General features: G+C 62.1%; 29 protein-coding genes and 3 pseudogenes. 19 read left to right on the forward strand and 13 right to left on the reverse strand.

Features of this window, described 5'->3' with window-relative positions:
* Positions 1-237 precede the first annotated feature (237 nt).
* Positions 238-948, reverse strand: coding sequence for an SDR family oxidoreductase (locus ABNX08_RS36355; RefSeq protein WP_349604903.1), 711 nt, complete (start codon positions 946-948; stop codon positions 238-240).
* Positions 949-1,247: 299 nt separating this feature from the next.
* Here ABNX08_RS36355 and ABNX08_RS36360 point away from each other — a divergent pair, with 299 nt between their 5' ends.
* The 10 genes and pseudogenes from ABNX08_RS36360 to ABNX08_RS36405 all read left to right on the forward strand — a co-directional run.
* Positions 1,248-1,718 carry an SUF system Fe-S cluster assembly regulator gene (locus ABNX08_RS36360; RefSeq protein ID WP_349604913.1) on the forward strand — a complete coding sequence of 157 codons (471 nt, stop codon included), beginning with the start codon at positions 1,248-1,250 and terminating at the stop codon, positions 1,716-1,718.
* Between the two features lie 31 nt (positions 1,719-1,749).
* Positions 1,750-3,198: a Fe-S cluster assembly protein SufB gene (sufB, locus tag ABNX08_RS36365; protein WP_349604901.1), complete on the forward strand. Its 1,449-nt coding sequence runs from the start codon at positions 1,750-1,752 to the stop codon at positions 3,196-3,198.
* Between the two features lie 51 nt (positions 3,199-3,249).
* On the forward strand, positions 3,250-4,020 hold the full coding sequence (gene sufC / locus ABNX08_RS36370) for a Fe-S cluster assembly ATPase SufC (protein WP_349604899.1): 771 nt from the start codon (positions 3,250-3,252) through the stop codon (positions 4,018-4,020).
* The gene (sufD, locus tag ABNX08_RS36375; RefSeq protein WP_349604897.1) at positions 4,017-5,348 is read left to right on the forward strand and encodes a Fe-S cluster assembly protein SufD; all 1,332 of its coding nucleotides are present in this window, start codon (positions 4,017-4,019) and stop codon (positions 5,346-5,348) included. Before sufC ends, sufD begins: the two co-directional genes overlap by 4 nt.
* Entirely contained in the window at positions 5,345-6,613 is a 1,269-nt protein-coding gene (locus tag ABNX08_RS36380; RefSeq protein WP_349604896.1) for a cysteine desulfurase, read from the forward strand. The genes sufD and ABNX08_RS36380 overlap by 4 nt, the downstream gene beginning before the upstream one ends.
* On the forward strand, positions 6,613-7,059 hold the full coding sequence (sufU, locus tag ABNX08_RS36385; RefSeq protein ID WP_349604894.1) for a Fe-S cluster assembly sulfur transfer protein SufU: 447 nt from the start codon (positions 6,613-6,615) through the stop codon (positions 7,057-7,059). The genes ABNX08_RS36380 and sufU overlap by 1 nt, the downstream gene beginning before the upstream one ends.
* A 4-nt stretch (positions 7,060-7,063) precedes the next feature.
* Positions 7,064-7,432, forward strand: a complete 369-nt coding sequence (locus ABNX08_RS36390) for an SUF system Fe-S cluster assembly protein (protein ID WP_349604892.1) — start codon at positions 7,064-7,066, stop codon at positions 7,430-7,432.
* Between the two features lies 1 nt (position 7,433).
* The gene (locus ABNX08_RS36395; RefSeq protein WP_349604891.1) at positions 7,434-7,754 is read left to right on the forward strand and encodes a non-heme iron oxygenase ferredoxin subunit; all 321 of its coding nucleotides are present in this window, start codon (positions 7,434-7,436) and stop codon (positions 7,752-7,754) included.
* 747 nt (positions 7,755-8,501) lie between these two features.
* Complete coding sequence (locus ABNX08_RS36400; protein ID WP_349604889.1) at positions 8,502-8,783, forward strand: hypothetical protein; 282 nt, start codon at positions 8,502-8,504, stop codon at positions 8,781-8,783.
* Positions 8,784-8,895: 112 nt separating this feature from the next.
* A pseudogene (locus ABNX08_RS36405) lies at positions 8,896-9,232 on the forward strand (transposase); the annotation flags it as partial.
* Between the two features lie 165 nt (positions 9,233-9,397).
* Here the strand turns inward: ABNX08_RS36405 and ABNX08_RS36410 are convergent.
* Positions 9,398-9,718, reverse strand: a complete 321-nt coding sequence (locus ABNX08_RS36410; protein WP_374063794.1) for a hypothetical protein — start codon at positions 9,716-9,718, stop codon at positions 9,398-9,400.
* A gap of 556 nt (positions 9,719-10,274) precedes the next feature.
* Between ABNX08_RS36410 and ABNX08_RS36415 the strand changes: the two genes are divergently transcribed.
* The 3 genes from ABNX08_RS36415 to ABNX08_RS36425 all read left to right on the forward strand — a co-directional run bounded on the left by ABNX08_RS36415 (position 10,275) and on the right by ABNX08_RS36425 (position 12,251).
* Positions 10,275-10,523, forward strand: coding sequence for an H-NS family nucleoid-associated regulatory protein (locus ABNX08_RS36415; RefSeq protein ID WP_042876374.1), 249 nt, complete (start codon positions 10,275-10,277; stop codon positions 10,521-10,523).
* 518 nt (positions 10,524-11,041) lie between these two features.
* Entirely contained in the window at positions 11,042-11,185 is a 144-nt protein-coding gene (locus ABNX08_RS36420; protein WP_349604886.1) for a hypothetical protein, read from the forward strand.
* 382 nt (positions 11,186-11,567) lie between these two features.
* A complete protein-coding gene (locus tag ABNX08_RS36425; protein ID WP_349604884.1) occupies positions 11,568-12,251 on the forward strand; it encodes a hypothetical protein in 684 nt (227 codons plus the stop codon).
* A gap of 104 nt (positions 12,252-12,355) precedes the next feature.
* On the opposite strand, the gene ABNX08_RS36430 is transcribed toward ABNX08_RS36425, so the two are convergent.
* Positions 12,356-12,625, reverse strand: coding sequence for a hypothetical protein (locus ABNX08_RS36430; protein ID WP_349604883.1), 270 nt, complete (start codon positions 12,623-12,625; stop codon positions 12,356-12,358).
* 320 nt (positions 12,626-12,945) lie between these two features.
* Between ABNX08_RS36430 and ABNX08_RS36435 the strand changes: the two are divergent.
* A pseudogene (locus ABNX08_RS36435) lies at positions 12,946-13,035 on the forward strand (transposase); the annotation flags it as partial.
* On the opposite strand, the pseudogene ABNX08_RS36440 reads toward ABNX08_RS36435, so the two are convergent.
* Positions 13,023-13,181 (reverse strand): annotated as a pseudogene (locus ABNX08_RS36440) (IS256 family transposase); the annotation flags it as partial. The pseudogenes ABNX08_RS36435 and ABNX08_RS36440 sit on opposite strands and share 13 nt — an antisense overlap.
* 136 nt (positions 13,182-13,317) lie before the next feature.
* Here ABNX08_RS36440 and ABNX08_RS36445 point away from each other — a divergent pair.
* A complete protein-coding gene (locus tag ABNX08_RS36445) occupies positions 13,318-13,530 on the forward strand; it encodes a GDCCVxC domain-containing (seleno)protein (RefSeq protein WP_349604882.1) in 213 nt (70 codons plus the stop codon).
* 66 nt (positions 13,531-13,596) lie between these two features.
* Here ABNX08_RS36445 and ABNX08_RS36450 read toward each other — a convergent pair whose 3' ends face one another.
* The 8 genes from ABNX08_RS36450 to ABNX08_RS36485 all read right to left on the reverse strand — a co-directional run bounded on the left by ABNX08_RS36450 (position 13,597) and on the right by ABNX08_RS36485 (position 18,618).
* On the reverse strand, positions 13,597-14,766 hold the full coding sequence (locus tag ABNX08_RS36450; RefSeq protein WP_349604881.1) for an MFS transporter: 1,170 nt from the start codon (positions 14,764-14,766) through the stop codon (positions 13,597-13,599).
* Positions 14,767-14,775: 9 nt separating this feature from the next.
* Positions 14,776-15,540 carry an arsenical resistance protein ArsH gene (arsH, locus tag ABNX08_RS36455; RefSeq protein WP_349604879.1) on the reverse strand — a complete coding sequence of 255 codons (765 nt, stop codon included), beginning with the start codon at positions 15,538-15,540 and terminating at the stop codon, positions 14,776-14,778.
* A complete protein-coding gene (gene arsC / locus ABNX08_RS36460; protein ID WP_349604877.1) occupies positions 15,537-15,959 on the reverse strand; it encodes an arsenate reductase (glutaredoxin) in 423 nt (140 codons plus the stop codon). The genes arsH and arsC overlap by 4 nt, the downstream gene beginning before the upstream one ends.
* Before the next feature lie 94 nt (positions 15,960-16,053).
* Positions 16,054-16,758, reverse strand: a complete 705-nt coding sequence (locus ABNX08_RS36465) for an MIP/aquaporin family protein (protein ID WP_349604876.1) — start codon at positions 16,756-16,758, stop codon at positions 16,054-16,056.
* Positions 16,759-16,763: 5 nt separating this feature from the next.
* Positions 16,764-17,258: an arsenate reductase ArsC gene (locus tag ABNX08_RS36470; protein ID WP_349604875.1), complete on the reverse strand. Its 495-nt coding sequence runs from the start codon at positions 17,256-17,258 to the stop codon at positions 16,764-16,766.
* A 41-nt stretch (positions 17,259-17,299) separates the two neighbouring features.
* A complete protein-coding gene (locus tag ABNX08_RS36475; RefSeq protein WP_349604873.1) occupies positions 17,300-17,794 on the reverse strand; it encodes an arsenate reductase ArsC in 495 nt (164 codons plus the stop codon).
* A 9-nt stretch (positions 17,795-17,803) separates the two neighbouring features.
* The gene (locus ABNX08_RS36480) at positions 17,804-18,286 is read right to left on the reverse strand and encodes an ArsI/CadI family heavy metal resistance metalloenzyme (RefSeq protein WP_349604872.1); all 483 of its coding nucleotides are present in this window, start codon (positions 18,284-18,286) and stop codon (positions 17,804-17,806) included.
* Positions 18,283-18,618, reverse strand: coding sequence for a metalloregulator ArsR/SmtB family transcription factor (locus ABNX08_RS36485; RefSeq protein ID WP_349604870.1), 336 nt, complete (start codon positions 18,616-18,618; stop codon positions 18,283-18,285). The genes ABNX08_RS36480 and ABNX08_RS36485 overlap by 4 nt, the downstream gene beginning before the upstream one ends.
* Positions 18,619-18,945: 327 nt before the next feature.
* On the opposite strand from ABNX08_RS36485, the gene ABNX08_RS36490 reads away from it, so the two are divergent.
* The 4 genes from ABNX08_RS36490 (at position 18,946) to ABNX08_RS36505 (ending at position 22,454) form a co-directional block, all read left to right on the forward strand.
* Entirely contained in the window at positions 18,946-19,200 is a 255-nt protein-coding gene (locus ABNX08_RS36490; protein WP_349604868.1) for a hypothetical protein, read from the forward strand.
* 484 nt (positions 19,201-19,684) lie between these two features.
* Entirely contained in the window at positions 19,685-21,121 is a 1,437-nt protein-coding gene (locus tag ABNX08_RS36495) for a carbohydrate porin (protein WP_349604866.1), read from the forward strand.
* A gap of 270 nt (positions 21,122-21,391) precedes the next feature.
* Complete coding sequence (locus ABNX08_RS36500; protein WP_349604864.1) at positions 21,392-22,114, forward strand: MgtC/SapB family protein; 723 nt, start codon at positions 21,392-21,394, stop codon at positions 22,112-22,114.
* 163 nt (positions 22,115-22,277) lie between these two features.
* Positions 22,278-22,454 (forward strand): cold-shock protein, encoded by a 177-nt coding sequence (locus ABNX08_RS36505; protein ID WP_349604863.1) that lies wholly within the window; start codon positions 22,278-22,280, stop codon positions 22,452-22,454.
* Between the two features lie 61 nt (positions 22,455-22,515).
* On the opposite strand, the gene rpoD is transcribed toward ABNX08_RS36505, so the two are convergent.
* Positions 22,516-24,546, reverse strand: coding sequence for an RNA polymerase sigma factor RpoD (gene rpoD, locus ABNX08_RS36510; RefSeq protein WP_349604861.1), 2,031 nt, complete (start codon positions 24,544-24,546; stop codon positions 22,516-22,518).
* Positions 24,547-24,561 lie beyond the last annotated feature (15 nt).

Here is a 24,561-nt window from a genome sequence, read left to right on the forward strand (position 1 = left end):
ACGCCCGCTATCCAACACGTGGTGATCGTGCTTTCGCTGCAAAATGATACGCCGGCGCCCGAAATCCTCTTGAAATTAACAATTTGCACACAACGACTTTTGCACGAAAAGCTCTTTGCACAACTCGTTGATACAGAACGGTTTACTTGCTGAAACCGTGTCAATCAGCACCGAAAGCACGATCACCCCTGAGCGGGCATGCACGCCCGTGCGAACCCCTCTCTTGAGCGCGCCTGGCTACCATGGAATCGGCTGGCGATTGCGGAAAAAGCCACCGGTGGGGCCATCGTCGGGCAGCGTTGCCAGCCAGATCACGGTGTCGATGCCCTGTTCGGGCGAGCGCGGCGCATCGGGGCCGCCCAAGTCGGTGCGACACCAGCCGGGACACACCGAGTTGACCTTGACGCCGCTATCGGCCATCTCGGCGGCCAGGATGCGCGTGACGGCGTTTAGCGCCGTTTTCGAGATTCGGTAGGCCGGCACACCGCTGCCCATCTCCGCCAGCTGTCCCATGCCCGAAGCCAGGTTGACCACCCGGCCGGCGCGGTTGGCGCGCAGCAGCGGCGCCAATGCCTGGGTGGTCCGCAGCACGCCGAAAAGATTGGTTTCCAAGGTGCGGCGCAGGGCGTCGAGCGGCAGTTCGAGCAGGCTGGTGTCGTAGTGGTCGAGCGAAACACCAGCGTTGTTGATCAGCACGTCCACGCGACCAAAGCGTTCAGTCAGCCAGTTGGCCAGCGCAGCCGCCGAGCTGTCCTCCGTAACGTCAAGGGGGTGGCAAGCGATTGGATGACCCGCAAGCCGGAGCTCTGTCTCGAGCACCTCGAGGTCCGTCGGCTTGCGCGCCGTGGCGACGACCAGATGGCCTTCCACGGTGGCCAGCCGGCGCGCGGCCGCGCGGCCCAAGCCGCGGCTCGCACCAGTGATGACGGTAATGGGTTGGTTGACCATGCCTGAGTCTCCTCGGCGCTGGCGTGAGGCAGGCCAGCTCTCGCAGCGTTAAAGACTTGCCCACGTCGCACGCCCACGCATCGATAGTTCGCCGTTGCTACAGGGATGCGAAGGACTCTTTCCAGAGTCCCCTGAAAGGTCTCGGTGTTCGCTTGCCCCGTAGGCGCAGCTAATCATCTATACACGTCGACGGCGGCCTGGTGATAGCGGATTCTCCGCATCCCGGCCTGACGCTAAACAGGGATGCTGGAACAAATGAGGACCAAATTGGTTCTAATTGGCAAATACTGGTGGCGATGATGCTCAGACTAAGCAAGCTGACCGACTACGGGACGGTGATCATGACGCACTTGGCGCGAAACCCGGGCCGAATTTGCAGTGCCGCCGAGGTCGCCGCCGCGATCGGCGTGGCGGTACCGACGGCAAGCAAGATTCTGAAGAGGCTGGCAAGGCACCACTTGCTGCAGTCATTGCGCGGCGCCAATGGCGGCTATCTGCTGGCACGACCGCCGGAACATATCTCGATCGCACAGGTGATTGCCGCCATGGAAGGCCCGGCCGGCATGACCGAGTGCAGTGTCGCTACCGGTCTGTGTGCACAGGAAGGTCTGTGCGCCATCCGCGCCAACTGGCAATCGATCAATAGAGTGATCTTTGGGGCGCTTAACGGTGTGACACTGGCAGATATGGCACAACCGGTGTTGCACCCGGTGGATATTGGCGCCTTGCACGCCCGACGCGCACACGGGCCGCAAGCTGACATTTCGTGATTTAGATGACAGTGGCAAGCGAAGGCTGAACATGGCAACCCCGGCACGCAAGCTCGATGAACTGATCAGCCAAGGCTATAAGCATGGCTTCTACACGCCCGTGGAGACGGACACGGTGCCGTGCGGGCTGAATGAGGACGTGATCTGCATGATCTCGGCCATCAAGGGCGAGCCGGAATTCATGCGGGAGTGGCGTCTCAAGGCCTTCCGCCACTGGCTGACGATGTCCGAGCCGCACTGGGCGACGGTCAAGCACCCGCCCATCGACTACCAGGCGATCGCCTACTATTCAGCGCCGCGCTCCCAGAAGGCGGGACCGAAGACGCTGGACGAGGTCGATCCGGAGTTGTTGCGCACCTACGAAAAGCTGGGCGTGCCACTGCACGAGCGTGAACTGCTGGCAGGCGTGGCGGTGGACGCGGTATTCGACAGCGTCTCGGTGGCCACCACCTTCAAGCAGAAACTGGGCGAACTCGGCATCATCTTCTGCTCGTTTTCCGAGGCGGTGCGGGAGCATCCGGCGCTGGTGCAGCAGTATCTCGGCTCGGTCGTGCCCTATACCGACAACTTTTTCGCCACGCTCAACTCCGCCGTGTTCAGCGACGGCTCGTTCTGCTATATCCCGCCTGGGGTACGCTGCCCGATGGAGCTGTCGACCTACTTCCGCATCAATGCCCGCAACACCGGCCAGTTCGAGCGCACCCTGATCATCGCCGACCAGGGCGCTTACGTCAGCTATCTGGAAGGTTGCACCGCGCCGATGCGCGACGAGAACCAACTGCATGCCGCGGTGGTGGAGCTGATCGCGCTGGAAGACGCACAGATCAAATACTCGACCGTGCAGAACTGGTATCCGGGCGATAAGGAAGGCAAGGGCGGCATCTACAACTTCGTCACCAAGCGCGGCGACTGCCGCGGCGCGCGCTCGAAGATTTCGTGGACTCAGGTGGAGACCGGCTCCGCCATCACCTGGAAGTATCCAAGCGTGATCCTGCAGGGCGACGACTCGGTCGGCGAGTTCTATTCGGTCGCGCTGACCAACCACTACCAGCAGGCCGACACCGGTACCAAGATGACCCACCTCGGCAGGAATACCAGGAGCACCATCCTTTCCAAGGGCATTTCGGCCGGCCACGGCCAGAACGCCTACCGCGGGCTGGTGAAGATGGCCAGGAGCGCAATCGGCGCGCGCAACTACTCGCAGTGTGATTCGCTGCTGCTGGGCGACAAATGCGCCGCGCACACCTTCCCTTATATCGAGGTGAAGAACGCTACCGGCCAGGTCGAGCACGAGGCCTCCACCTCGCGCATCGGCGAGGACCAGTTGTTCTATTGCCAGAGCCGCGGTGTCAGCGCAGAGGATGCGGTGTCGATGATCGTGAACGGTTTCTGCAAGGAAGTATTCAAGGAGTTGCCGATGGAATTCGCGGTGGAAGCCCAGAAGCTGCTGGGCGTGAGCCTGGAAGGCAGTATCGGGTAAGGGGGGCGCCCGGGGCGCGCCGCAGGCCACATTTGATGAAAGAAGCCAGCCATGCTTGAGATTCGCAAGCTGCACGTCAGCGTAGACGAGAAGCCCATCCTTCACGGCATCGATCTCAGCGTGAAGGCCGGCGAGGTGCATGCCATCATGGGCCCCAATGGTTCGGGCAAGAGCACCCTGGCCCACGTACTGGCCGGCCGCGACCGCTTCACCGTCACTGCGGGTGAAGTCCTCTACGATGGCACGAACCTGCTTGGCATGCCGCCGGAAGAGCGCGCCCGCGCGGGCATCTTCCTCGCCTTCCAGTATCCCGTGGAAATCCCCGGCGTCTCGAATATCTACCTGCTCAAGGCGGGGCTCAACGCGATCCGCAAGCACCGCGGTGAGCCAGAGCTGGACGCCATGGATTTTCTCGCCCTGGTCAAGGACAAGCTCCAGCTCATGGAGATGGACCAGGACCTGCTTTACCGCTCGGTGAACGAGGGCTTCTCCGGCGGCGAGAAGAAGCGCAACGAGATCCTGCAGATGGCGGTGCTGGAGCCCCGGCTCGCCATTCTCGACGAAACCGACTCCGGTCTCGACATCGATGCGCTCAAGATCGTCGCCAGGGGCATCGAGGCCATGCGCAGCCCGCAACGCGCCATTGTGCTGGTCACGCACTACCAGCGCCTGCTCGATTACATCGTGCCGGATCAGGTTCACGTGCTTGCGCACGGCCGCATCGCCAGGTCCGGCGGGCCCGAGCTGGCGCGCGAACTGGAACGGCGCGGCTATGCCGGGGTGGAGGCGCAGGCCGTCACGGGGATGGAGTCTTCAGCATGAGCGCAAGCGGACTGGAGCACTATCTCGCCGAGTTCGACCGCGTCGAGGCCGCGCTGCCCGGCCGCCGCCTGGGCTGGCTCGCGCACGCGCGCCGGCAGGCGCTGGATCATTTCGCCCAGGCCGGGTTCCCTACACTGCGCCAGGAGGACTGGAAATACACCAGCGTGGCCGCACTCGAGAGAAGCCGCTTTGCCGTGACACTGCCGCAGGCCGGCGACGGCCTGGACGCTGCGGTGGCAGCGCGGATCGAGGCGCTCGCCCTGGCCGGCGCGCACCTGCTGGTATTCGTCAACGGCGCGCACCAGCCGCAATGGTCGCGCATCGGTGCGCTGCCTGCGGGGATGGAGCTCGCCAGCCTCGCCGCCACGCTGGAGCGCGCACCGGACTGCCTGGAAGCGCTGCTCCTGCGTCGCGCTAGCGACTATCCGTCCGGTTTCGCCGCCTTGAACATGGCGTTCATGACCGACGGTGCCTATATCCGCGTGGCGCCCGGAACCGTCCCCGAACAGCCGATCCACTTGCTGTTCCTCGCCACGGCTGGCGAGCTGGCTACCCATGCGCGCAACCTCGTGGTGGCGCAAGCCGGCAGCCAGGTCTGCATCGTGGAGCACCACGCGGGCCTGGATGGCCTGGGCTATTGCACCAATACCATCACTGACATCGTTGCCGAGCGTGATGCCCAGGTCGAACATCACAAGCTGCAGCAGGAGAGCCTCAAGGCCTTCCATATCGCCGGCGTGAACCTGGACCAGCGGCAGGGTAGCCGCTTCACCTCCAGTTCCTTTGCCCTGGGCAGCGCCCTGGCGCGGGTCGACATCGAAGTCGGGCTGAATGCCGAGCATACCGAGTGTTCGCTGGACGGGCTGTATATGACTGCCGGGCGGCAGCATATCGACCACCACACCCGCATCGACCACGCCAGCCCGCACAGCAAGAGTCGCGAGTTGTATAAAGGCGTGCTGGCGGGCGCCTCGCGCGCCGTCTTCAACGGCAAGGTGGTGGTGCATGCCGATGCCCAGCACAGCGATGCCCACCAGTCCAACCGCAACCTGCTGCTGTCCGACCAAGCCGAGGTCGACACCAAGCCGCAGCTGGAGATCTATGCCGACGACGTCAAATGCGGCCACGGCGCCACCGTAGGCCAGCTCGATGCCGAGCAGATTTACTACCTGCGCTCGCGTGGGATGGACGCTGCCGCGGCGCGTGCCCTGCTGACCTTTGCCTTCGCCGAGGAGGTCGTCAGGCGGCTCGGCTCTGCCCCATTGCGCACGCGGCTGGAAACGCTCTTGCGCGGCAAGCTGCCGGAACCTGTGAAGGAGCTGCCATGAACACGGCAGCGCATGAACTGATGGCCGTGGAGCGCGCGGTGCCGGACGCCGGCCTGGAGGTGGAGCGGCTGCGGCAGGATTTCCCCATCCTGCGCCAGACCGTCAACGGTAAGCCGCTGGTCTACCTGGACAACGCCGCCACCACCCAGAAGCCGCAAAGTGTGATCGCTAGCGAAGCACGTTACTACAGCGCGCTCAATGCCAATGTCCACCGCGCCGTGCACACCCTGAGCCAGCGCGCCACCGAGGCCTACGAGGCTGCGCGCGACGCCGTGCGAGACTTGATCAACGCGGCCGGGCGCGAGGAAATCGTGTTTGTGCGCGGCACCACCGAGGCGATCAACCTGGTGGCGGCAAGCTTCGGCCAGCGCCTGCGCCCGGGCGACGAGATCCTGATCAGCGCGATGGAGCACCACTCCAACATCGTGCCGTGGCAGCTGGCGTGCCAGCGCTCCGGCGCCTTGCTGCAGGTGGCGCCGATCAACGACGCGGGCGAGTTGATGCTGGAACAGTTCGCGCGATTGCTCGGCCCACGCACCAGGCTGGTTGCATTGGCGCACCTCTCCAACGCGCTCGGCACGGTCAACCCGGTGCGACACATCATCGAGCTGGCGCATGCCCGGGGCATCCCGGTGCTGGTCGATGGCGCGCAGGCGGTGCCCCACCTCAAGGTCGACGTACAGGCCCTCGATTGCGATTTCTACGCCTTCTCGGGGCACAAGCTCTACGGCCCCACCGGCATCGGCGTGCTCTATGGCAAGGCTGCGCTGCTCGATGCCATGCCGCCTTACCAGGGCGGCGGGGACATGATTCGCGAGGTCACGTTCCGCAAGACCACATACAACGAGCTTCCCTACAAGTTCGAGGCCGGCACGCCCAATATCGCCGGCGTCATCGCCCTTGGCGCCGCCATCGAGTATGTGCGCGCGGTCGGCCTGGAGGCCATCGCCGCCCACGAGCACGCGCTGCTCGCCTACGCCAGCGCGCAGGCAGCGCGGATCGCCGGCCTGCGCATGATCGGCACGGCTGCCGACAAGGCGAGCATCCTTTCGTTCACCCTGGCCGGCATCCATCCGCACGATGTCGGCACCATCCTCGATCAGCACGGCGTGGCGGTCCGTGCCGGCCACCATTGCGCCATGCCCGTGATGGAGCGCTTCGGCGTGCCTGCCACGGTGCGCGCTTCCTTCGCGCTGTACAACACGCGTGAAGAAGTGGATGCACTGTTTGCTGCCGTGCGCGCGGCACAGGAGATATTCGCCTGATGTCCGACCTGCGCAACCTCTACCAGGAAGTGGTCGTCGACCACAGTCGCTCGCCACGCAATTTCGGGCGGCTGGCGGCAGCGAACCGCAGCGCCGAGGGGTTCAACCCGCTGTGCGGCGATCGGCTGACGCTGTACCTGAGAATCAGCGATGGGGTGATCGAGGACGCCAGCTTCGATGGCTCGGGCTGCGCCATCTCCACCGCCTCCGCCTCGCTGATGACAGAGGCGCTCAAGGGCAAGACCGAGGCACAAGCGCGGGCCTTGTTCTCTGCCTTCCACGCGCTGGTGACCGCAGAGTCGGCGCGGGCCGGCGTGCCGTTGGGCAAGCTGGAGGTCCTGGCCGGGGTGCGCGAGTTTCCGGCGCGCGTGAAGTGCGCAACCCTGGCCTGGCATACCATGCAAGCCGCTTTGGAGAACCGCGCCAAGCCGGCCTCAACGGAGTGAAGCGATGAGCATGATCGATTGGCTGCGCAAGGCCGAGGAACACGAAGACAGGTTCGAGCCTGAGCCGGACAGCCTCGAGGGGCGGGTGATAGCGGCCTTGCGCACCGTGTACGACCCCGAGATCCCGGTCAATATCTATGAACTTGGCCTGATCTACCAGTTATCGGTGGACGAAGCCAGCGGCAAGGTGGGCATCCGCATGACGCTGACCGCGCCAGGCTGCCCGGTGGCGCAGACCTTCCCCGGTGTGGTGGAGGACGCCGTGATGGAAGCCAGCGGCGTGAACGACGTCGAGGTTGAACTGGTATGGGACCCGCCCTGGTCGAGAGAACGAATGAGCGAGGCGGCGCGCCTGGAACTGGGGCTGCTCTGAGATGAGCGAGTGGATCGATGTCGCCCGCGCCGAGGAGTTCGCGCCGGGCACTTGCCGTAGCGTCGATGTCGATGGCGTACAGGTCGCGGTATTCAATGTGGGTGGCAATTACTACGCCATCGAGGACCTCTGCTCGCACGAGGCCGAGCCGCTTTGCGGCGGCGACGTGGAAGGCCAGGAAGTCGTCTGCCCGCGCCACGGCTCGCACTTTTCCCTGCTGACGGGCGAGGCGCTGTCCCCGCCCGCCTACGAGCCGGTGGCGACCTTTCCGGTTCGGGTGGAGGGCGGCAAGGTGCAGGTCAGGGACGAGCGCTGGGAATAAGTGGCCGCGCCCTTCCTGGGGTGATCGTACATTACGTGCAAAAAGTGGCGGTAGGAGGGCGCAGAGCCGTCTGTAGCAAAGGATTTCGGCGCTATGAGTCTCGCGCGAGCGGGGTATCTCCAAGTCCTGGATAAATCAACACTCTCCGGCGCAAACCGCAAGAAAACACGGAAAATACGAATGAAACGAACGCGTCCCACCGGTGAGCGGTGGGATCGAATGGACCCTCACGGCCCAACGGTATTGAAGTGCCAAGAGGAAAGATTTACACATTTCCCCGGATCGGCGAGCGAGGTGTAATCGCCGAAGAAGCGCAATTGGCCACGGCGATGCGCTTCGTCCAGATGGGTTACCGCAAAAATAAGTTGGAAAAAAGCTCGAGCCAGGTTGCGCGACGATACGGATCAAAATATTTAATTTTTTTGTCCTATTTCCGCATAGCGCTGTCGGCCGAGAATTTAATGCGCTCGTAAAATAGCGGACGTTGCTACCAGCAATAGGTGATTTTTGAAGGTCTGACCCAAGTTACCGGCATACCGATTCGGACGGAGCTTGACATTGAAGCCGCGTGGCCTATACCGCTAGCTGACAGCCACCCGTGGCGGACGAGAAAATGCCAATCGGGATTTGCCGTCCGCTTGCCCGACCTCCGGGGGCAAACGTGCACACACGTGCAAAATCGTCACTTCTGGCTGAGGAGCCCTGAGAATGATGATAGTCACAGTCTTATTCAGCCTGCCTGACGGTATGACCCGGGAGGCGTTCGTTGCGCACTGCCGCAAGACTGCCGAACACTGGAAGGAGAATCCGGCGCTGTTGCACAAGACGTACCTGTATGACCCGAAAGCGCGACAGGGCGGCGCGGTGTTTCTGTGGCAGGACACCGCGGCTGCGGAGCAGGCACTCGGCGATGCATGGCGTCTGCAGATGGCAGGGTTCTACGGTGCGGACCCGGTCGTCCGGTACTTCGAAGCGCCGCTGGTGATTGCCGGCGGCGAATTGCGCGGCAACCACGAAGCATCCGCATAGTCAATTCCGTGTTGCACCGCCAATCCCGGGAGCCGGCGCTACCGCGCAAATAGTGGACGGATCAGTCGGCGCCAGTTCCGGATACCCTGCGGATCACATCACGAAGGCCGACACCGTCATCTATCGAGCCAGCCAGCACGACTGTGGTGGATGCGCGCTGAAGAATCAATGCTGCCCGAACATGCCATTCCGCAAGATCGCTCGCAGCATCCATGAGAGCGCGTGAAGTAGCACGGAAACTCGCGGTGACACCCGAGTTCAAGCAGTCGCGCCGGGAGCGAAAGAAGGTGGAGATGCTATTTGCTCATCTGAAACAAATCTTGAAGCTGGATCGCTTGCGGCTACGAGGGCTAACCGGAGCGCAGGACGAGTTCTTACTGGCAGCAACAGCGCAAAACTGCGACGAATGGCAAACAGGTAAAGCACGAGCGCAAAGAGCGGCCCCATAGCCACAGTCTTGCCCATCACCGTCCTATATATTGGCGACCTCGGGGAGGTCTTCGACAAGCATCGAGATCGGATCAAGGAAGCGGCCCACATTAAGTGGTTGGTGATCCGGCCGTCCAGAATGGCGCGCACCATGGCGCCGCTGAAGAGGATGGGGCATTCTTTCGTCATGCTAGGATTCTCCAGGACAGTTGGAGAAAGAAATGGATCTCCAAGGCTTCACCTACTACCGCGACCACTGGTATGAAGCATCCGCAACGTCTCTTGGCGTTGGAGGGCCTTGGCAAGGTGAGGTGACGATCTGCACGAAGGCGGCAGACGGAGCTCCACTCAAAGTCTTCGATCACCGTCTTGTTCCTGGCCAGTTCTTCAGCGAAGCCGAGGCATGGCAGCACGCTTCGGAGTGGGCCCGAAAGCAGATTGATGCGCGCTCTAGTTAGCACGCGCACCATGGCGCCGCTGAAGATAATGGGATGCTCTTTGGTCATGCTAGGATTCCTTCCAACGCATTTGGAGGCTTCCCGATGCATCAGCGTCAAGATAAGACTTTCGCTCTGCAGGCCCCTGGCGATTTGCCGGGAGATCGCTGACGCTCACAAGCATTCGCGAGTTGACCGGGAACCAGACCCCAAAGTCTCGACTGCCTTCATTCTCGGGCCAGGCGAGGTTCGTGCCGCAGAGACATCGTGGTTCATCGTCGATGGCGACGACTGGCTTGATCCACGTGCTGTCATTGAGGGGGCGATAATGTACTGGATCCGATTCCTTGGTGATCGCGATATGTTGCGCGAAACGCCGATTGAAGAGATTTATCGCAAGGAACGATCGCTCCGGGGCCAGCCTGAGGGGGGCGTCTGAGGGCGAGGATTTGTCCAGTGCGCGATCTGTGGATTTGATTAAAATTTAAGCAGATAGGCCACCTTGTCCTCCCGCCGGCGCGGATCTTCGTAGCAGCAATCCCCGGAACAAGCTTGACGTCTAATGTTTCCGAACGACAGCGCGACGCTGGATCCTGCGCCTCCTCAAAATCTATTCACCTGCATCATGTCGATCGAAATCGAGCGCGCGGAAGCGATCACCTGGATCCGCATCCAGATGGCCCAGCATGGGCTGAGCCTGTCCGACCTGCAGGCCGCCGGCTGCTTTGCCGAGCCGCCGCCGGCGCCATCGCTAGGGGCGGTGCGCTACCGCAACGCGCAGGGGCAGGGCTGGGACGGTCGGGGCGCCATGCCGGACTGGCTGCAGCGGGCGATCAACGCCGGGCAGAACGTGGAACATTTCCAGGTTGGGTAGTATTCTCGCGGCGGTCCCATCCTATGGGACCGCCTGGACCTTGCATTGCTCGCCAGCTGACCGACCCGGATAATGAGGGGGAGACCGGCGCCGCCGGCCCGCAATCCGAAACCAACCGAATGCCGGACGCAACGCTCCCTTCCCCCGATTACACCGCTTGGCTCGCTGGGTTGAAAACTCGGGTCGAGCAGGCACGCCAGTGTGCGGTCCTCTCGGTCACCGGGAACTCGTGACGCTTTATTGGCAGATCGGACGTGACATCCTCGAGCGGCAGCACAGAAGGGATGGGCAGCCCAGGTGATAGACCGGCTCGCACGCGATCTGCGGGCGACGTTTCCGGACATGAGGGTTTTCGCCGCGCAACCTCAAGTACATGCGCGCGCTTGCCGAGGCTTGGCCGAGCGGGTAATTTGTGCAGCAGGCTGCTGCACAATTGCCCTGGTTCCACCTTTGCACGCTGCTGGACAAACTGTAGTCCAACGAACTGCGCGAATGATATGCCAAGGAGGCCGCCGAGCATGGCTGGTCGCGCAGCCACCGGGAAAATGCTGCACGTGCACGAAGTCGATGGTCGGCAGTTTGCTGTATCCGACGATTCGCAGTCTGCTCTGGACGCGGCGAACCGGGAGGCCATCGACAACGCCAAAGGTCGCGGCCGTTGACGCGGCACTGGGCCCCAGGGCGCCGGTAACGTGCTTCCGGTGCGTGGTCTGCGGGCACGTATCTGCCGGCCAGATTCCTGGGCGAGGCAAAGGGGACGGCAGCTTTCGTCCCCCCGCCGCCACGAGCAGGACGGGCAGATTTGTCCTGGTTGCTTCGATTCGAGGAAGCGCGGAATGGATTTAGGTCGGGCAGCACACAAAAGGTTCGGGCCCGGCCAAAGCAACATAGACCTTCTCCCGGGCATAAACTGGAAGGACGCGGCGGCCGCAGTGTGTCCTGGCGCCCAGAGTTTCTGTTAGCCTCCGGGCAAACTCCCGAGCGTGGCGGGTGCCGGCTGCGCGGCGATAGCGATGCCACGCCCAAGCTGCCTTCTCAAATGCCATGAGTTACATTCGCGCACCGTTCACCGACGATCAGGTCCAGAAGCTCAACGAGAACCAGGTCTGCCTCGGCGGCCCGGTTCTGCGCGCCTTCACCTGCAGGAACAGCGCCGATCATCGCCACGGAGTCGAAGGTGGCGCTCCTGGCATCCTGATTGCCACCAAGTACGGCTGGGTTTGCCCACACTGCAACTACAAGAGAGACTGGGCATTCGCAATCATGGCGACCCGGTTGACTCGCCCGCCGACCGCCATCCAATCCTTTGTCTATACGACGCCCTCAATCGAGAAGGCCAACATCCTCCTCGGTCAATATGAACGGCTTGCGGCAACCGAGCGCCCCGGCGCGGCCGTGATGGTCGCCTGCATCAAGAATCGCATCGAGGAAATGTCGCTCCCCGGATTCGGCGCTATCGAGCTCAGCGAGATCCCCACTGACGCGGTGGTGAGACGATCAGAAGGACGTAATTACCGGATCGTCTCGGGACAGTCACATCTCCAAGCCGCCTTGCGCCTGACCGGCCGCGCGCTGGTGACGGATGCTGTCACCCATGAGCAGTTACATGTCCATGACATCGACGGCAAACTGTTTGCCATTCCGTCAGACGCCCAAGCAGTGCTCGACTCAGAAACACTTAAGGCGATCGAACACGCCAAGGCCGACCCGCGCGCGAGACGCGCGTGAACTCGTTTCGCTGCACGCCACACTGCTCTCACATGGCACGGATCTCAATGCGAAGAGCGTTGCTGCGATGATTCGGGAATTGGATCCGGCGCATATCTAGAGGATCAAGCTCTTGCGCGACCTGGCTCGCCCATGCGACCCAAGGCCTCCCGAATTTGGACAGCGAGTTCCGCCATCGACCTGGTTTCAGGATAGAAGAGACAACTGCCGTCGGCATTGCGCTGAACCAGATGCATCCCGGCTTCCAAATGGGAGACGCTGACATGCAATCTGTCGTTGATGACCGGGATGCCATCGCGCGCCTCATCTTCGATGCGATCGCAGCAATGAATTCCAAGGGCTTCGAGCTGGCGCCGAACGGTGGTGATGCGCACGGGGCAGTCCTCCTGCGTACAAGCGTCTGCCTGATTGTGCTCGCCGTCCACGATGGACGGAAGAGAGGACTCCGCACCTCGGGCTCGGGGCAGCGCGCCGCCCGAGGGCGGCGTTTGCCATAGTTGCCTTTGCCGATAACTGGCGTTTATCGGCATGACGTGTCGTCGTAAGGTTCCTTGGATAAGGCGAGGACTGGCTCAGCTCGGCCGAGCGTACAACGTCAAAATATGACGCAAATTTAACATGAGGCCCGATCGCAGAAAAAGCTACTGGGACTTCGTTATGGCAGGGGCAGGTGAGGGCTGTTGCCACCGTCCAGCGCACCGGCTCCAGCGCCAAGACGGTGCTTACCGACACGGGACCGCTGCGCCTGGCGATCCCGCGGGACCGCGACGGCAGCTTCGCGCCCATCGCCCGCTCGATCAGGGCCTTCTTGAACGCCATGGCGGCATCCTGCACCGCCTCAGCAGTCATCGGACCTTTGACGAGCTGATCAATTAGCTCCTTGGGGATGCTCGGAAGGTCCCGGGGTGTGGCTTTTGGTTTGCGTGGCATACATGCTCCTTCTCGACATGTTATGCCCTACACACAAAATCCCGTACAGGCCCCACCGCTTCGTTCGGATGCGGCGGCAATATGCCAACCGAACAGGCATAAACTGTTGACGTGTGACCGATTGGCCCAAACCACTATGAACGAGATTCAGCTTGAATCAATCCTTACTTGCCCACACTGCGGCTTCGCAAAGAAGGAACTCATGCCCACGAATGCTTGCCAGTTCTATTACGAGTGTGGCAACTGCGGGGCAGTATTGCGGCCGACGCCCGGTGACTGCTGTGTGTTCTGCTCGTACGGTACAGTCAAGTGCCCACCGATCCAACAGAAAAATGGGCGCTGCCACTGAAACGTAGAAGAGCGAGCAATGGGGCTTCAGGAGTAGTGGCAGTAACCGATCCCATGGTCCATTGGACTACTGCAGTCCATGCACTTGCTTGATGACCAAAAGCATCATGATTGCGGCGACGCCAAGGCTTGACGAAAGCCAAAGAGCTTGGGCGCCGAAAGCATCCAGGCAGACTCCGAAGAGCCATGGCGCAAGGGCTTGGGCCACGCGAGCGGGAACCATCAAAATGCCTTGTCGATGACCATAGCCGTTGGGGCCAAAGATGACGAGCGGCAGAGTTCCCTTAGCGATAGTGAGGATGCCATTACCCGCGCCATGCAGCACCCCAAACAAGGCTGCAGCAGGCGCGCCAGCAACGCCGAACGCAATAGCACCCACGGGGTGAAGGGCAGCAGCGATGCGGGCGGAAAGCAGTGGATGAATCTTGCGCAGCAGACCGAACTCGAGTATCCGGGCACCCACTTGAGCGGGGCCGATCAGCGCACCGACCATCACAGCAGTTGCCAATGTCACACCGCCTGCCTGTAGCAATCGCGGCAGGTGTGCAGCCATGGCGGTGCTAATGAACCAGGTCGCAGCGAAGACAAAGGCGAGCGCGAACGATGCAAGACGCTGAGAAGGCGCGCCGTCATTAGAAGCCAGCGAGGACGCAGTTTTGGCGGGTGGTGGGTCAACTGCCGTACTGCGGGGCATGCTGAGATTGAGCGTCAGCCCCAAGGTCAAATGTAGCGCGGCCCAGGCAAGACAGGCGCCGCGCCATCCGATGTGCGATTCCATGAAGGTCGACAAGGGCCATCCGACCGTACTGGCAAAGCCCGCGATCAGGGTGATGCCGGTGATGGCGCCCCGAGAGCGGTTGCCGTAGAGCGCGACGAGCGTAGCAAAGGCAGCTTCGTAAAGGCCCGCGCCCATTCCGATACCGAGAACGAGCCAGGCGGCGAAGAGTCCAATCACACCTTGGGCGACGCCAAGGCCCGCCAGCCCGGCAGCAAAAACAAGGCTGGTAGCGACCAACACCCAGCGCCCGCCGGTGCGATCGATCATCCTGCCCGCGGCGGGGCCGACCAGCGCCGATACGATCAGCGCCGCGCTGAACGCCGCGAAGATCATGGACGGTGCGACGCCGAGATCCCGGGCCATGCGCGTGGCCAGCATGGCCGGCAGATAGTAAGTGGAGCCCCATGCCAGCGTCTGGGCCACACCCAGCCTGGCGATCACACTATTCGTTGGCTCCATGGCTGCTTATTATTCGACTTCGCCGCTATCCGTGTCGCTGACTTGCGCGTCCGGCTCATGGCTCATGGCTGCCGCAGCGAGCGCGGTAACGTTCGCCGGCGCCGCGTCCTTGCGCTCGCTATATCGGTCCGTAAGATAGTCGCTGCGATCGCGCACGAGCAGCGTGAACTTGTACAGCTCCTCCATGACGTCGACTACCCGGTCATAGTAGGAAGACGGCTTCATGCGGCCGTTCGTGTCGAACTTTTGGTATGCCTTGGCTACCGAGGACTGGTTCGGGATTGTCACCATGCGCATCCAGCGCCCCAGCACGCGTAGCGCATTGACTGCGTTGAACGACTGCGAGCCGCCGCAGACCTGCATGACGGCGAGCGTGCGACCCTGAGTCGGTCGAATGGCTCCGATCTCCAGAGGGAGCCAGTCGATCTGGTTCTTGAAAACCGCGGTCAGCGTGCCGTGCCGCTCGGGACTGCACCACACCTGGCCTTCCGACCACTCCGAGAGCTTGCGCAGCTCGACCACTTTGGGGTGATCCGCGGGGACACTGTCGCACACCGGCAGGTCACGCGGATCGAAGACGCGAGTCTCGGCACCGAAATGTTGCAGGATCCGCTCGGCTTCGTGCACGAGCAGGCGGCTATAAGACGTCTCGCGCAACGAGCCATAGAGCAGCAGGATGCGCGGCGGATGCGTGCTGACGCGTGACGGTTCCAGCTTGTACAGGTCCGGGGTATCGAGCACGGCCGGGACAACATTGGGCAGATCCATGGTCATTTGACCCTCCGTCCTTGCGCGTCGATGACAACTTCGCCATCCTCCTTGGTGAAGGCGCCTTGCTGTGGTGAAGCCAGAATGTCGAGTACAACCTCCGAAGGCCGGCACAGTCGCACGCCACGCTCCGTGATGACGAACGGCCGGTTGATCAGAATCGGATGGGCCAGCATCGCATCCAGTAACTGCTCATCGATCAGGGACGGATCGGACAAGCCTAGTTCGGCGTAGGGCGTACCCATTTCGCGGATGGCTTCACGAACCGTGCGGCCCGCATCGCGGATCATCTGCTGCAACGTCTGCCGGTCAGGCGGGGTGTTCAGATACTCGATGACGTTCGGTTCGATGCCCGCATTGCGGATCATGGCCAGTGTGTTGCGCGATGTGCCGCACGCGGGATTGTGATAGATGGTGACGGACATGGCGATTCCCGGATTCGGTTCGTATCTGGTTGCGAGCAGTTGAATAAGGATTCCAACCAAGGCGGCAAGAGCGGCGCCCAGGTTCCAGTCGGCGTCAGTCCACCTGGTGTTCGCCGGATGCTTCGATGACGTTGGGATGGCCGTGTGGTAACGCACGCGGCTCCAGCAGCCGGTGCAGCCCCAGTCCGATGGCCGCGCCGAGACACTGCGCCAGCATGAAGCCCGGCACGCTCGCCGGTGCGATGCCGGCAAAGCTGTCGCTGAACATGCGCCCGAACGCGGCTGCGGGATTGGCAAACGATGTGGATGCGGTGAACCAGTATGCCGAGCCGATATAGGCCGCCACCATGGCGGAGGCGCGTCCGTTTGGCGCGCGCAGAATCACCAAAAGCAGGCCGGCGGTCGCAACGGTTTCAGCAATCCATTGCCCAGGACCGCTGCGGACCTTGGTAGAAAGCTGCAGGATCGTCATGTCGAACATAGCATGGGCAAGCCACGCTCCGAGTACCGCACCCGCGAGCTGGGCGCCGATGTACGGCAGCAGCGCCGCGCCGGGCAGTTCACCTCGCGCCACCATGACCGCGCTGACGGCTGGATTGAAGTGCGCGCCGCTGATCGGGCCAAAGACTTCGATCAAGATGTACAAGCCACCGACCGTGGCGGCCGTGTTGGCCAGCAGGGCGACGGCGACATTGCCGCCGGCAAGCCGCTCGGCCATGATGCCGGAGCCGATGACGATGGCCAGCAGCAGCGCCGTTCCCAAGGCTTCGGCGCCAAGTCTGTTACGCAGATCGACCATGACGCTCAGCTTTGCGAGATACGGTTGAGATGGTCCTGCAGTTCCGCATTGCTCAGCGTGTCGAGCGGCAGCGTCAGCAGTTGCAGCATGCGGTAGCCGATGGCCTGCCGGGTCAGCTCGAATGCCTGTCGCTTCTTTTCGTCGCCGCCTTCCGTGTTCGACGGGTCAGGGTAGCCCCAATGCACCTTCACCGGGCTGCCCGGCCAATACGGGCACTCCTCTTCGGCCGCACTATCGCACACCGTGATGACCACCCGCATCTCAGGGGCGCTCGCGCCGACAAATTCATCCCAGCTCTTGCTGTAGAAGTCGCTGACGTCGACGCCAGCATTGCCAAGCACCTCGATGGCGAATGGATTGATGCGCCCGCTGGGCGAGCTTCCGGCGCTAAAGGCGCGCACATCGCGGCCAAACTGCTTGGCCAGATGGTTCAACATCCCCTCGCTCAGCACACTGCGGGCCGAGTTGTGGGTACACAAAATCAATACGTTGGTGGTCATGGGGCGCTACGAAATAGTTGGGGTGCGGCTCGGAATGCGTGTCACTGCTTCCCGATGTCCTGAACAGCCTTGTGAAGCGCGACGGCGTCCAGCTTCGGAAGCGGCAATGACAGGAACAATTCGATACGGCGCTTGAGCGTAATGGTTGCGTCGTTGATGGCTTGCTGCTTCTGGGCCTCGGTACCCTCACAGGCAGCCGGGTCAGGGACGCCCCAGTGAGCTGTCATCGGCTGGCCTGGCCATACCGGACAAACTTCGCCCGCTGCCTTGTCACACACCGTGAAGACGAAATCGAGTTTCGGCGCCCCGTCTTGTGAGAACTCATCCCAGCTCTTGCTGCGAAAGCTGTTGGTGTCCAGGCCGTGGCGTGCCAGCGCCGCCAGTGCAAGGGGATTTACCACCCCAGTCGGATGACTGCCGGCCGAATATGCGCGGAAGCGCCCATTGCCCAGATGGTTCATCAGGCCTTCCGACAAAATCGAGCGTGCCGAATTGCCGGTGCAGATGAACAGCACGTTGTAGGTCTTTTCGCTCATGGCGCACCCTTAGCAGCAGGAGGGCGTGGAGTTGACCGCGATGCCGATCGGCTTGCCCTTCGGAGCGCGGGGGGCGCAACAGGCCGATTCCTGGCCAGCAGCATCGATTTTTCGGGATTCGCCGTACACCGGCACATTGCCCAAGGTATGGAAGTGCTCCCAGGCGATGCCTTGTGGGTCCGTGACCCAGTACTTCTCGCTTTTCGCATAGCAGCAAGTGGTCTCGCCTTCGTCGAGCAGCGCCATGTCGGCCGCTTCGGCTCGCTGCTTCAGTTCGGCCAACTCGGCCGCATCGTCTGTCTGAAACCCGAGGTGGTCGACTCCAGTCTCCGCGCCGCGCGCCGAGATGGCGAAGTTCACGCGCGGATCCTCCAGCATCCACTTCGCATAGTCTTCTTTCACCACCGTTGGCTCGGCTGCGAAGAGGGCAGAGTAGTAACGAATGCTCGCAGACAGGTCGGCGACGCTGACGTGCACGTGGAAGCGCTTCATGATTTGGGCTCCGAGGCAACGGAACAGTTGGACACAGGGGAGCACGGATTGCCGCTGCAGCAGTTTTCCGTGAGATAACCCAGCAATGCGTTCATGGTCTCGAAATGGGCCATGTAGATGATCGAGCGACCGTCCTGCCTGCTGGATAGCAACCTGGCGCGGTGCAACTCCTTCAGGTGGAAGGAGAGAGATGACGCCGGCATTTCCATCAACTCGGCTATTCGGCCGGCGGGAAGCCCCGCGGGGCCGGCCTGCACCAGCAGCCGGAACACGGACAGGCGTATCGAATGGGCGAGCGCGGCAAGCGCTTCCAGGGCGTGATCGGTTTCCATGTTTCGACGATATTCGAATCATGGAATTCTGTAAAGTGAAATTTCTGTGACCAATAGGGGGGAAAGTGCGGGCGGTCTGAACTTTGGTGTCCGCTTACAGGCGTTTTCCCCGCATCAGGACGCCCGCCTCTGCGATAGAGCTGGTTTCCACTGAAGTTCGTCGGCTCTCGGCAGGGAACTGGGGGGAATACTGCCGGCGCGTGAACTACCCTCTCAACGCGCCGCACAAGGGGACTGTGTTGGGACCGTGCCACGCCATCAACCTGCACCCTTGCTTGACGCTTGCTTCGTACCGGAGTTGTGCGGTGACTGGAAACAGGAATCGCCATGCGCAGCTTATTGTTAAGCATCCTGATCGCGGGGCAGGCCGCGTTCCCGTGCGCTGTCATTGCGACCCCGACAACGCCCACAAGCCGGGGCCCTGAGGCTTCCGCAGCACAAGGCGCCAAGTCCATCTCTCAATACGAGGGCCGCAAGCGCGAACGGAGAAAGGGGCGGGAAGAAACAAGGCAGCAAACGCAGCCGGATATGGCTGGCAAGCAGGAACAGAAGGCGGTGCGGAACGACGCGGCCCCCAACTGACCGGGATAAGGCCAGCCATGGAGGTGGCGCATAGTAACTTTTTGGAGCGGCTTGCGGTCTGGATAGCGTGCAATTCCGCCCTCTACGTCGCGCCTTCCTCTACTTTCGCTTGCCCGCCGGAGAAGCGTTGTAGCAGAAATGCCGCGAGCGGCCGAGAGGCTGGAAAAACAATTTGTGGGCCGATGAAACCATCTGGTATCCTCCGCTCCGTCATCACTAAGGGTTCTCCCTATGGACTGTTGTTCTAGTCGGCGGTGCGCCGATCTCTGAACGGCTAGTCAGTCAAGGCGACATCTCGCCACTGCCTAGCCGTTACCGGCGGGTAGTGGCAACCATGCAGGTTCTCTGCGTGACCACCTCCCGATTTTTGTTTGCGACCTGTACTGAGAAGGCAGCCGCGGGCGACGTTCGCTCTCGTCCTTTGGCCTTCACGAGCAGCCGCCCCGAGCCTACACGCGCCATAGAAGCGCGTGAGGGAGGTCTCATGTCGTTCATTACCTGTTTTCAGTTTGCCTTCTCCGCCCTCACCTTTTTGAAGGGCACCCGTTGGTCGCACCGCACGCTCTCGGCGCTGGCCTTGGCGCTGCTCGGCATTGGCCTGGCACCGGCGCATGCCCAGGACGCCAGTGAAAGTCAGCCGACTCCCGGCGTTGCCCCCCGCAATACGGCATCGGATCCGATGGAGGACCGCTTTGCCTTCCATGGGCAGGCCACTTATATCTGGCAGCGCAAGCCATCGGTTGGCGCGGCATATTCGGGCGAGCACAGCCTCGGCACGGAACGGGCCAAGAGTTATTCGTTCACCAGCACGCTCGATCTGGGCCTGGGCCTGTGGCAAGGGGCAGAGTTCCACTTGAACCCCGAGGTCTCGCAGGGCGTGCCATTCTCCGGCCTGCACGGTCTGGGAGGCCTGACCAACGGAGAACTGGCCAAGTCGTCGGGCACCAATCCCACGTTCTACCGGGCCCGCGCCTTCGTCCGCCAGACGTGGGGCCTGGGTGGCGGCGAGGAGAAGCTCGATGCCGACTTCAACCAGTTCGCGCGAACCGTCGACAAGCAGCGCGTCGTGCTGACCGCCGGCAACTTCGGCGTACTCGACGTCTTCGACCTGAACCCCTACGGCTCCGACCCGCGCACGCAGTTCCTGAACTGGTCATCGCTGACGCATGGCTCGTTCGACTATCCCGCCGACGCGCGCGGCTACAACTGGGGCGTGTCCTTGGAGTACGTTGGCGATGGCTGGTCGGCGCGCTTTGGCCATTTCCTGCAACCGCTGGAATCCAACGGGCTGAAGCTCGACACACGGATGTTTGAGCACTATGGCGACATCCTTGAGCTGGAAAAGCGCTATAACCTGGCTGGCCGTCCTGGGGCCGCGCGCCTGCTGCTCTGGCGCAATAAGGCGAAGATGGGCAAGTTCAGCGATGCCATCGCATTCGGGCAGGCCAACAACGTGACGCCCGACGTTACCGACGTGCGCGCGGAACATGCCAAGGTGGGCGTGGGCATTACGTTGCTGCAGGAGGTCAATGATTCGCTGGGCGTGTTCTTCCGCGCCAATATGTCGGACGACAAGACGGAAACCTACGCCTTTACCGAGATCGGCAAGCAGATCGCCGGCGGCGGCACGCTAAATGGCACGTCCTGGGGGAGGCCCAATGACGAACTCGGGGTGGCGATGGCCGTCAACATGCTGCGATCACCGCACCGGGACTACCTGGCCGCCGGCGGTCTGGGAGCGTTCCTCGGCGATGGCGCGCTGCGCTACGGGCCGGAACAAGTGCTCGAGGTCTATTACAGCCTGGCGTTGCTGAAGTACTTCAGCGTCAGCCCGAATGCCCAGTACATCCGCAACCCCGGCTACAACCGGGATCGGGGGCCGGCCAAGTTCTATGGCGTTCGGTTCCACGCCGAGTTCTGAGTCGCAGAGCGATAACTTCCCTGTGAACAGGAGGGACGATCATGGACGACGACCCTAGTCGCTGCGCTGCGCCTGCCAACTGCCCGTAGCAGCCGGCTTCCCGGCTGGCAGGGTGGTGAATCCAATGGCTCGCGAGACTGTTCTGACCTAGCTGCTAGCACAGGCTCCGTGGGCTCCCGTTTAACCAGCAGTCGGCAAAGGAAGCCCCATGGCAAATGAATTCATGCCGCAACTCACCTTGAGCCCGACTCTGACCAGTTCGAGTGAAACATGAACATTGAAGCCATCCAAAACATCAATCTGGATTCGCTGCTCGATACCAGCATCAGCGTGGCCGCGGCATTCGTGCTGGGTGCGGTAATCGGTTACGAACGACAGTACCGCCAACGTACCGCCGGCCTGCGCACCAATGTGCTGGTGGCGGTCGGCGCGGCCATTTTCGTGGATATGGCCAACCGGCTGGGAGGGCACGATGGTGCCGTGCGCGTCGTCGCCTACGTGGTCTCGGGAATCGGCTTCCTTGGCGCCGGCGTGATCATGCGGGAAGAAGGAAACGTGCGCGGCCTCAATACCGCTGCCACCCTGTGGGGCTCGGCAGCCATAGGTGCGTGTGCCGGCGCGGACCTGCTTCTGGAGGCTACGGTTGGATGTCTATTCGTGCTGGCTGCCAATACGCTGCTGCGTCCCGTGGTCGACCGCATCAACCGTCAGCCCATCGATACCCCCGCCGTGGAGGTCACCAATACCGTCTATGTCATCGCACCGCGGGAGCGCCAGAAGGAGGCAATGCGATTGTTGGATGAGGTCCTGGAGGACAGCAATCATCCCACCCGCGACCTAGTGGTTCACGCCTTTGGTACCGACGACGTGGAGATCGAGGCCGTGCTGATGGCGACCTCGGTAGACGGGGAAAAGCTCGATCACGTTGTCGCGCGGCTAGCAGAATCCAGTGCTGTCAGTCAGGCCTTCTGGAGCCCCAGCACCACTGAGTGAATTGCTGCGGCACGACCTATGTTGGCGAAAGGCCATCACAGAGTCTTTCTGAAGTTGGAGCGGCAATTGCTAACCAGTCATGTCCGCAATGGCCGCGGATTGGCGGGCATCCGGCTTCAGGTCGCCGGGCGTCCGGTGAGGGGGCTGCGGATTCAACCGGTCGATGTATGTGAAGGGTTTTGAGTTCATCACGCCGGACGCCGGCAGCGATGACCTGTTCGCGCACTTCTCCGAGGTTCAGGGAAACGGCTTCAAATCACTTCAGGAGGGCCAGAAGGTCAGTTTTGAAGTCAAGCAGGGCCCCAAGGGGAAGCAAGCAGCGAGCATCAAACCGCTGTAAGTTTCCTGCGCTGCGGGTCTGGAGCAGGGCGTCGAAAGGGGGCGCGCGCCTCCGCCTTTGATCAACGCTCGAGAAAGGGCCTCAACTTGTCAGCGCGACTGGGATGCATCAGTTTGCGCATCGCCTTGCTCTCAATCTGACGGATCCGCTCGCGGGTCACGTCGAACTGCTTGCCGACCTCTTCAAGCGTCCGATCAGAGGTCGTATCGAGCCCGAATCGCATCCGCAGGACCTTGGCCTCGCGAGGAGATAACCCGTCGAGTGCCTCATCGATCGCGGCGCGCATGTTCGCGTGAATCGCGGCCTCAGCCGGTGAACTCGCAGAGACATCCTCAATCATGTCACCGAGCGTCGCGTCGGCGTCGTCGCCCACAGGGGTCTCGAGCGAGACAGGTTGCCTCGCGCTCCGGAGAATACTGCGCACTTTTTCCTCGGACATCTCCATGCGCTCGGCGAGGACGGAGGGATGTGCTTCCTGTCCCGTCTGTTGCAGGAATTCGCGCGAAATCCGATTCAGCTTGTTGATCATCTCGATCATGTGGACCGGTACACGAATGGTCCGCGCCTGATCGGCAAGCGCACGCGTGACAGCCTGCCGGACCCACCAAGTGGCGTACGTCGAAAACTTCCAGCCGCGCCGGTATTCGAACTTGTCCACCGCCTTCATCAGGCCGATATTGCCTTCCTGGATTAGATCCAGGAACTGCATGCCGCGGTTCACGTATTTCTTGGCGATTGAAATGACAAGACGAAGGTTCGCTTCGATCAGCTCTCGCTTGGCCTGCCGCATTTTCAACTCCGCGGCACTCATCTGGCGGTTGATCCGCTTGAGCTGCTGGAGCGGCAGCGAGACCCTGGCCTCGATGTCGATGAGTTTCTGCTGGCCGGCCTGAATGGCCGGCAGATGTCGCTCGAGCGCCGCGCCAAACTGCCGCGAAGTCGCCGCCATGTGGCTGGCCCATTCAAGGTCGGTCTCGTGGCCCGGGAACGACTCGACAAACGCCTCGCGCGGCATGCAGCAACGGTCGACGGCGATCTCCAGGATGCTGCGCTCGATCGCACGAACCTCGGTAACCTGTTCGTGCACAATTGCACACAGGCGGTCGATAGTCTTGGCCGTAAAGCGGATCGGTCCTAGTTCGCGCTGGATCTCCGAGCGCAGTTGCGCAACGGCTGCGGAACGGGCTTTCCCAGTAACGGGTGCATCCGGCAACTGCTCGAACAGTACACGCACGCGCGCGAAAATCGCAAGACTGTCGATCGTCAGTTGTTCGAGGCGGGCTGCGTTCGCTTTCTCCGGATCCACGGCGACCGTTTCAGCGTCATCACCTTCCGGGTCATCGTCGGAGGCGTCTGCTTCCACTTGAACTTCATCGGACTCTAGCGCCATTTCGCTTTCGTTCACGTCGTCGCTGATGCCATCGACCAGTTCGTCGATACGCAGTTCGCCGGCAACGATGCGGTCCGCATCGGCAAGAATCGTGGACACGACTGACGGACACGGGGTGATCGCCTGAATCATGTCCTGCAGGCCGCCTTCGATGCGTTTTGCGATCTCGATTTCGCCGGCGCGAGTCAGCAGTTCACTGGCGCCCATTTCGCGCATGTACATCCGGACTGGATCAGTAGTGCGGCCGAATTCGGAATCGACGGTCGACAGTGCAGCTTCCGCTTCCTCGTCCGCCTGATCGTCGGATGCCGCGGCAGGCGCGGCGTCGCTTAACAGGAGCGTCTCCGCGTCCGGCGTCTGCTCGTACACGGCCACCCCCATGTCGCTGAACGTGCTGACGATCGTCTCCATCGCAGCAGTTTGCGTAAAGTTGTCGGGCAGGTGATCGTTGATGTCCGAGTGGGTGAGATAGCCGCGCTCACGGCCAAGCGCGATCAGCGCGCGCATCTGGCGTTGACGCTCCTCGTCCTGGCGCGCCATGGACGCGATGTCCAGCGGTGTTGCGACCACCTGGATCTTTCTTTTTGGAGAGCGGCGGCCGGTCTTTGACGTGACCGCGATCGTGCGGGATGCTGAATCGTCGCGAACTGGATTTGCCAATACACTCTCCTCGACAGGTTGGCCGACGATCGTCGCGAACATGACGGCTGGTCAAGC

The organism is Cupriavidus sp. DF5525 (genome assembly GCF_040149425.2).
In the GTDB taxonomy this organism is placed as follows: domain Bacteria; phylum Pseudomonadota; class Gammaproteobacteria; order Burkholderiales; family Burkholderiaceae; genus Cupriavidus; species Cupriavidus pickettii_A.

Bases quoted from the DNA above. Each gene is read 5' to 3' on its own strand.
- ABNX08_RS36445 (WP_349604882.1), top strand. From the start codon at position 13,318: ATGAACGAGATTCAGCTTGAATCAATCCTTACTTGCCCACACTGCGGC.
- ABNX08_RS36495 (WP_349604866.1), top strand. From the start codon at position 19,685: ATGTCGTTCATTACCTGTTTTCAGTTTGCCTTCTCCGCCCTCACCTTT.
- ABNX08_RS36500 (WP_349604864.1), top strand. From the start codon at position 21,392: ATGAACATTGAAGCCATCCAAAACATCAATCTGGATTCGCTGCTCGAT.
- ABNX08_RS36505 (WP_349604863.1), top strand. From the start codon at position 22,278: ATGTATGTGAAGGGTTTTGAGTTCATCACGCCGGACGCCGGCAGCGAT.
- ABNX08_RS36390 (WP_349604892.1), top strand. From the start codon at position 7,064: ATGAGCATGATCGATTGGCTGCGCAAGGCCGAGGAACACGAAGACAGG.
- ABNX08_RS36465 (WP_349604876.1), bottom strand. From the start codon at position 16,758: ATGGTCGATCTGCGTAACAGACTTGGCGCCGAAGCCTTGGGAACGGCG.
- ABNX08_RS36425 (WP_349604884.1), top strand. From the start codon at position 11,568: ATGAGTTACATTCGCGCACCGTTCACCGACGATCAGGTCCAGAAGCTC.
- rpoD (WP_349604861.1), bottom strand. From the start codon at position 24,546: ATGTTCGCGACGATCGTCGGCCAACCTGTCGAGGAGAGTGTATTGGCA.
- ABNX08_RS36395 (WP_349604891.1), top strand. From the start codon at position 7,434: ATGAGCGAGTGGATCGATGTCGCCCGCGCCGAGGAGTTCGCGCCGGGC.
- arsC (WP_349604877.1), bottom strand. From the start codon at position 15,959: ATGTCCGTCACCATCTATCACAATCCCGCGTGCGGCACATCGCGCAAC.
- ABNX08_RS36360 (WP_349604913.1), top strand. From the start codon at position 1,248: ATGCTCAGACTAAGCAAGCTGACCGACTACGGGACGGTGATCATGACG.
- ABNX08_RS36470 (WP_349604875.1), bottom strand. From the start codon at position 17,258: ATGACCACCAACGTATTGATTTTGTGTACCCACAACTCGGCCCGCAGT.
- ABNX08_RS36490 (WP_349604868.1), top strand. From the start codon at position 18,946: ATGCGCAGCTTATTGTTAAGCATCCTGATCGCGGGGCAGGCCGCGTTC.
- arsH (WP_349604879.1), bottom strand. From the start codon at position 15,540: ATGACCATGGATCTGCCCAATGTTGTCCCGGCCGTGCTCGATACCCCG.
- ABNX08_RS36420 (WP_349604886.1), top strand. From the start codon at position 11,042: ATGGCTGGTCGCGCAGCCACCGGGAAAATGCTGCACGTGCACGAAGTC.
- ABNX08_RS36480 (WP_349604872.1), bottom strand. From the start codon at position 18,286: ATGAAGCGCTTCCACGTGCACGTCAGCGTCGCCGACCTGTCTGCGAGC.
- sufC (WP_349604899.1), top strand. From the start codon at position 3,250: ATGCTTGAGATTCGCAAGCTGCACGTCAGCGTAGACGAGAAGCCCATC.
- ABNX08_RS36485 (WP_349604870.1), bottom strand. From the start codon at position 18,618: ATGGAAACCGATCACGCCCTGGAAGCGCTTGCCGCGCTCGCCCATTCG.
- ABNX08_RS36450 (WP_349604881.1), bottom strand. From the start codon at position 14,766: ATGGAGCCAACGAATAGTGTGATCGCCAGGCTGGGTGTGGCCCAGACG.
- ABNX08_RS36380 (WP_349604896.1), top strand. From the start codon at position 5,345: ATGAACACGGCAGCGCATGAACTGATGGCCGTGGAGCGCGCGGTGCCG.
- sufB (WP_349604901.1), top strand. From the start codon at position 1,750: ATGGCAACCCCGGCACGCAAGCTCGATGAACTGATCAGCCAAGGCTAT.
- ABNX08_RS36400 (WP_349604889.1), top strand. From the start codon at position 8,502: ATGACCCGGGAGGCGTTCGTTGCGCACTGCCGCAAGACTGCCGAACAC.
- ABNX08_RS36410 (WP_374063794.1), bottom strand. From the start codon at position 9,718: ATGACCAAAGAGCATCCCATTATCTTCAGCGGCGCCATGGTGCGCGTG.
- sufU (WP_349604894.1), top strand. From the start codon at position 6,613: ATGTCCGACCTGCGCAACCTCTACCAGGAAGTGGTCGTCGACCACAGT.
- ABNX08_RS36355 (WP_349604903.1), bottom strand. From the start codon at position 948: ATGGTCAACCAACCCATTACCGTCATCACTGGTGCGAGCCGCGGCTTG.
- ABNX08_RS36415 (WP_042876374.1), top strand. From the start codon at position 10,275: ATGTCGATCGAAATCGAGCGCGCGGAAGCGATCACCTGGATCCGCATC.
- ABNX08_RS36475 (WP_349604873.1), bottom strand. From the start codon at position 17,794: ATGAGCGAAAAGACCTACAACGTGCTGTTCATCTGCACCGGCAATTCG.
- sufD (WP_349604897.1), top strand. From the start codon at position 4,017: ATGAGCGCAAGCGGACTGGAGCACTATCTCGCCGAGTTCGACCGCGTC.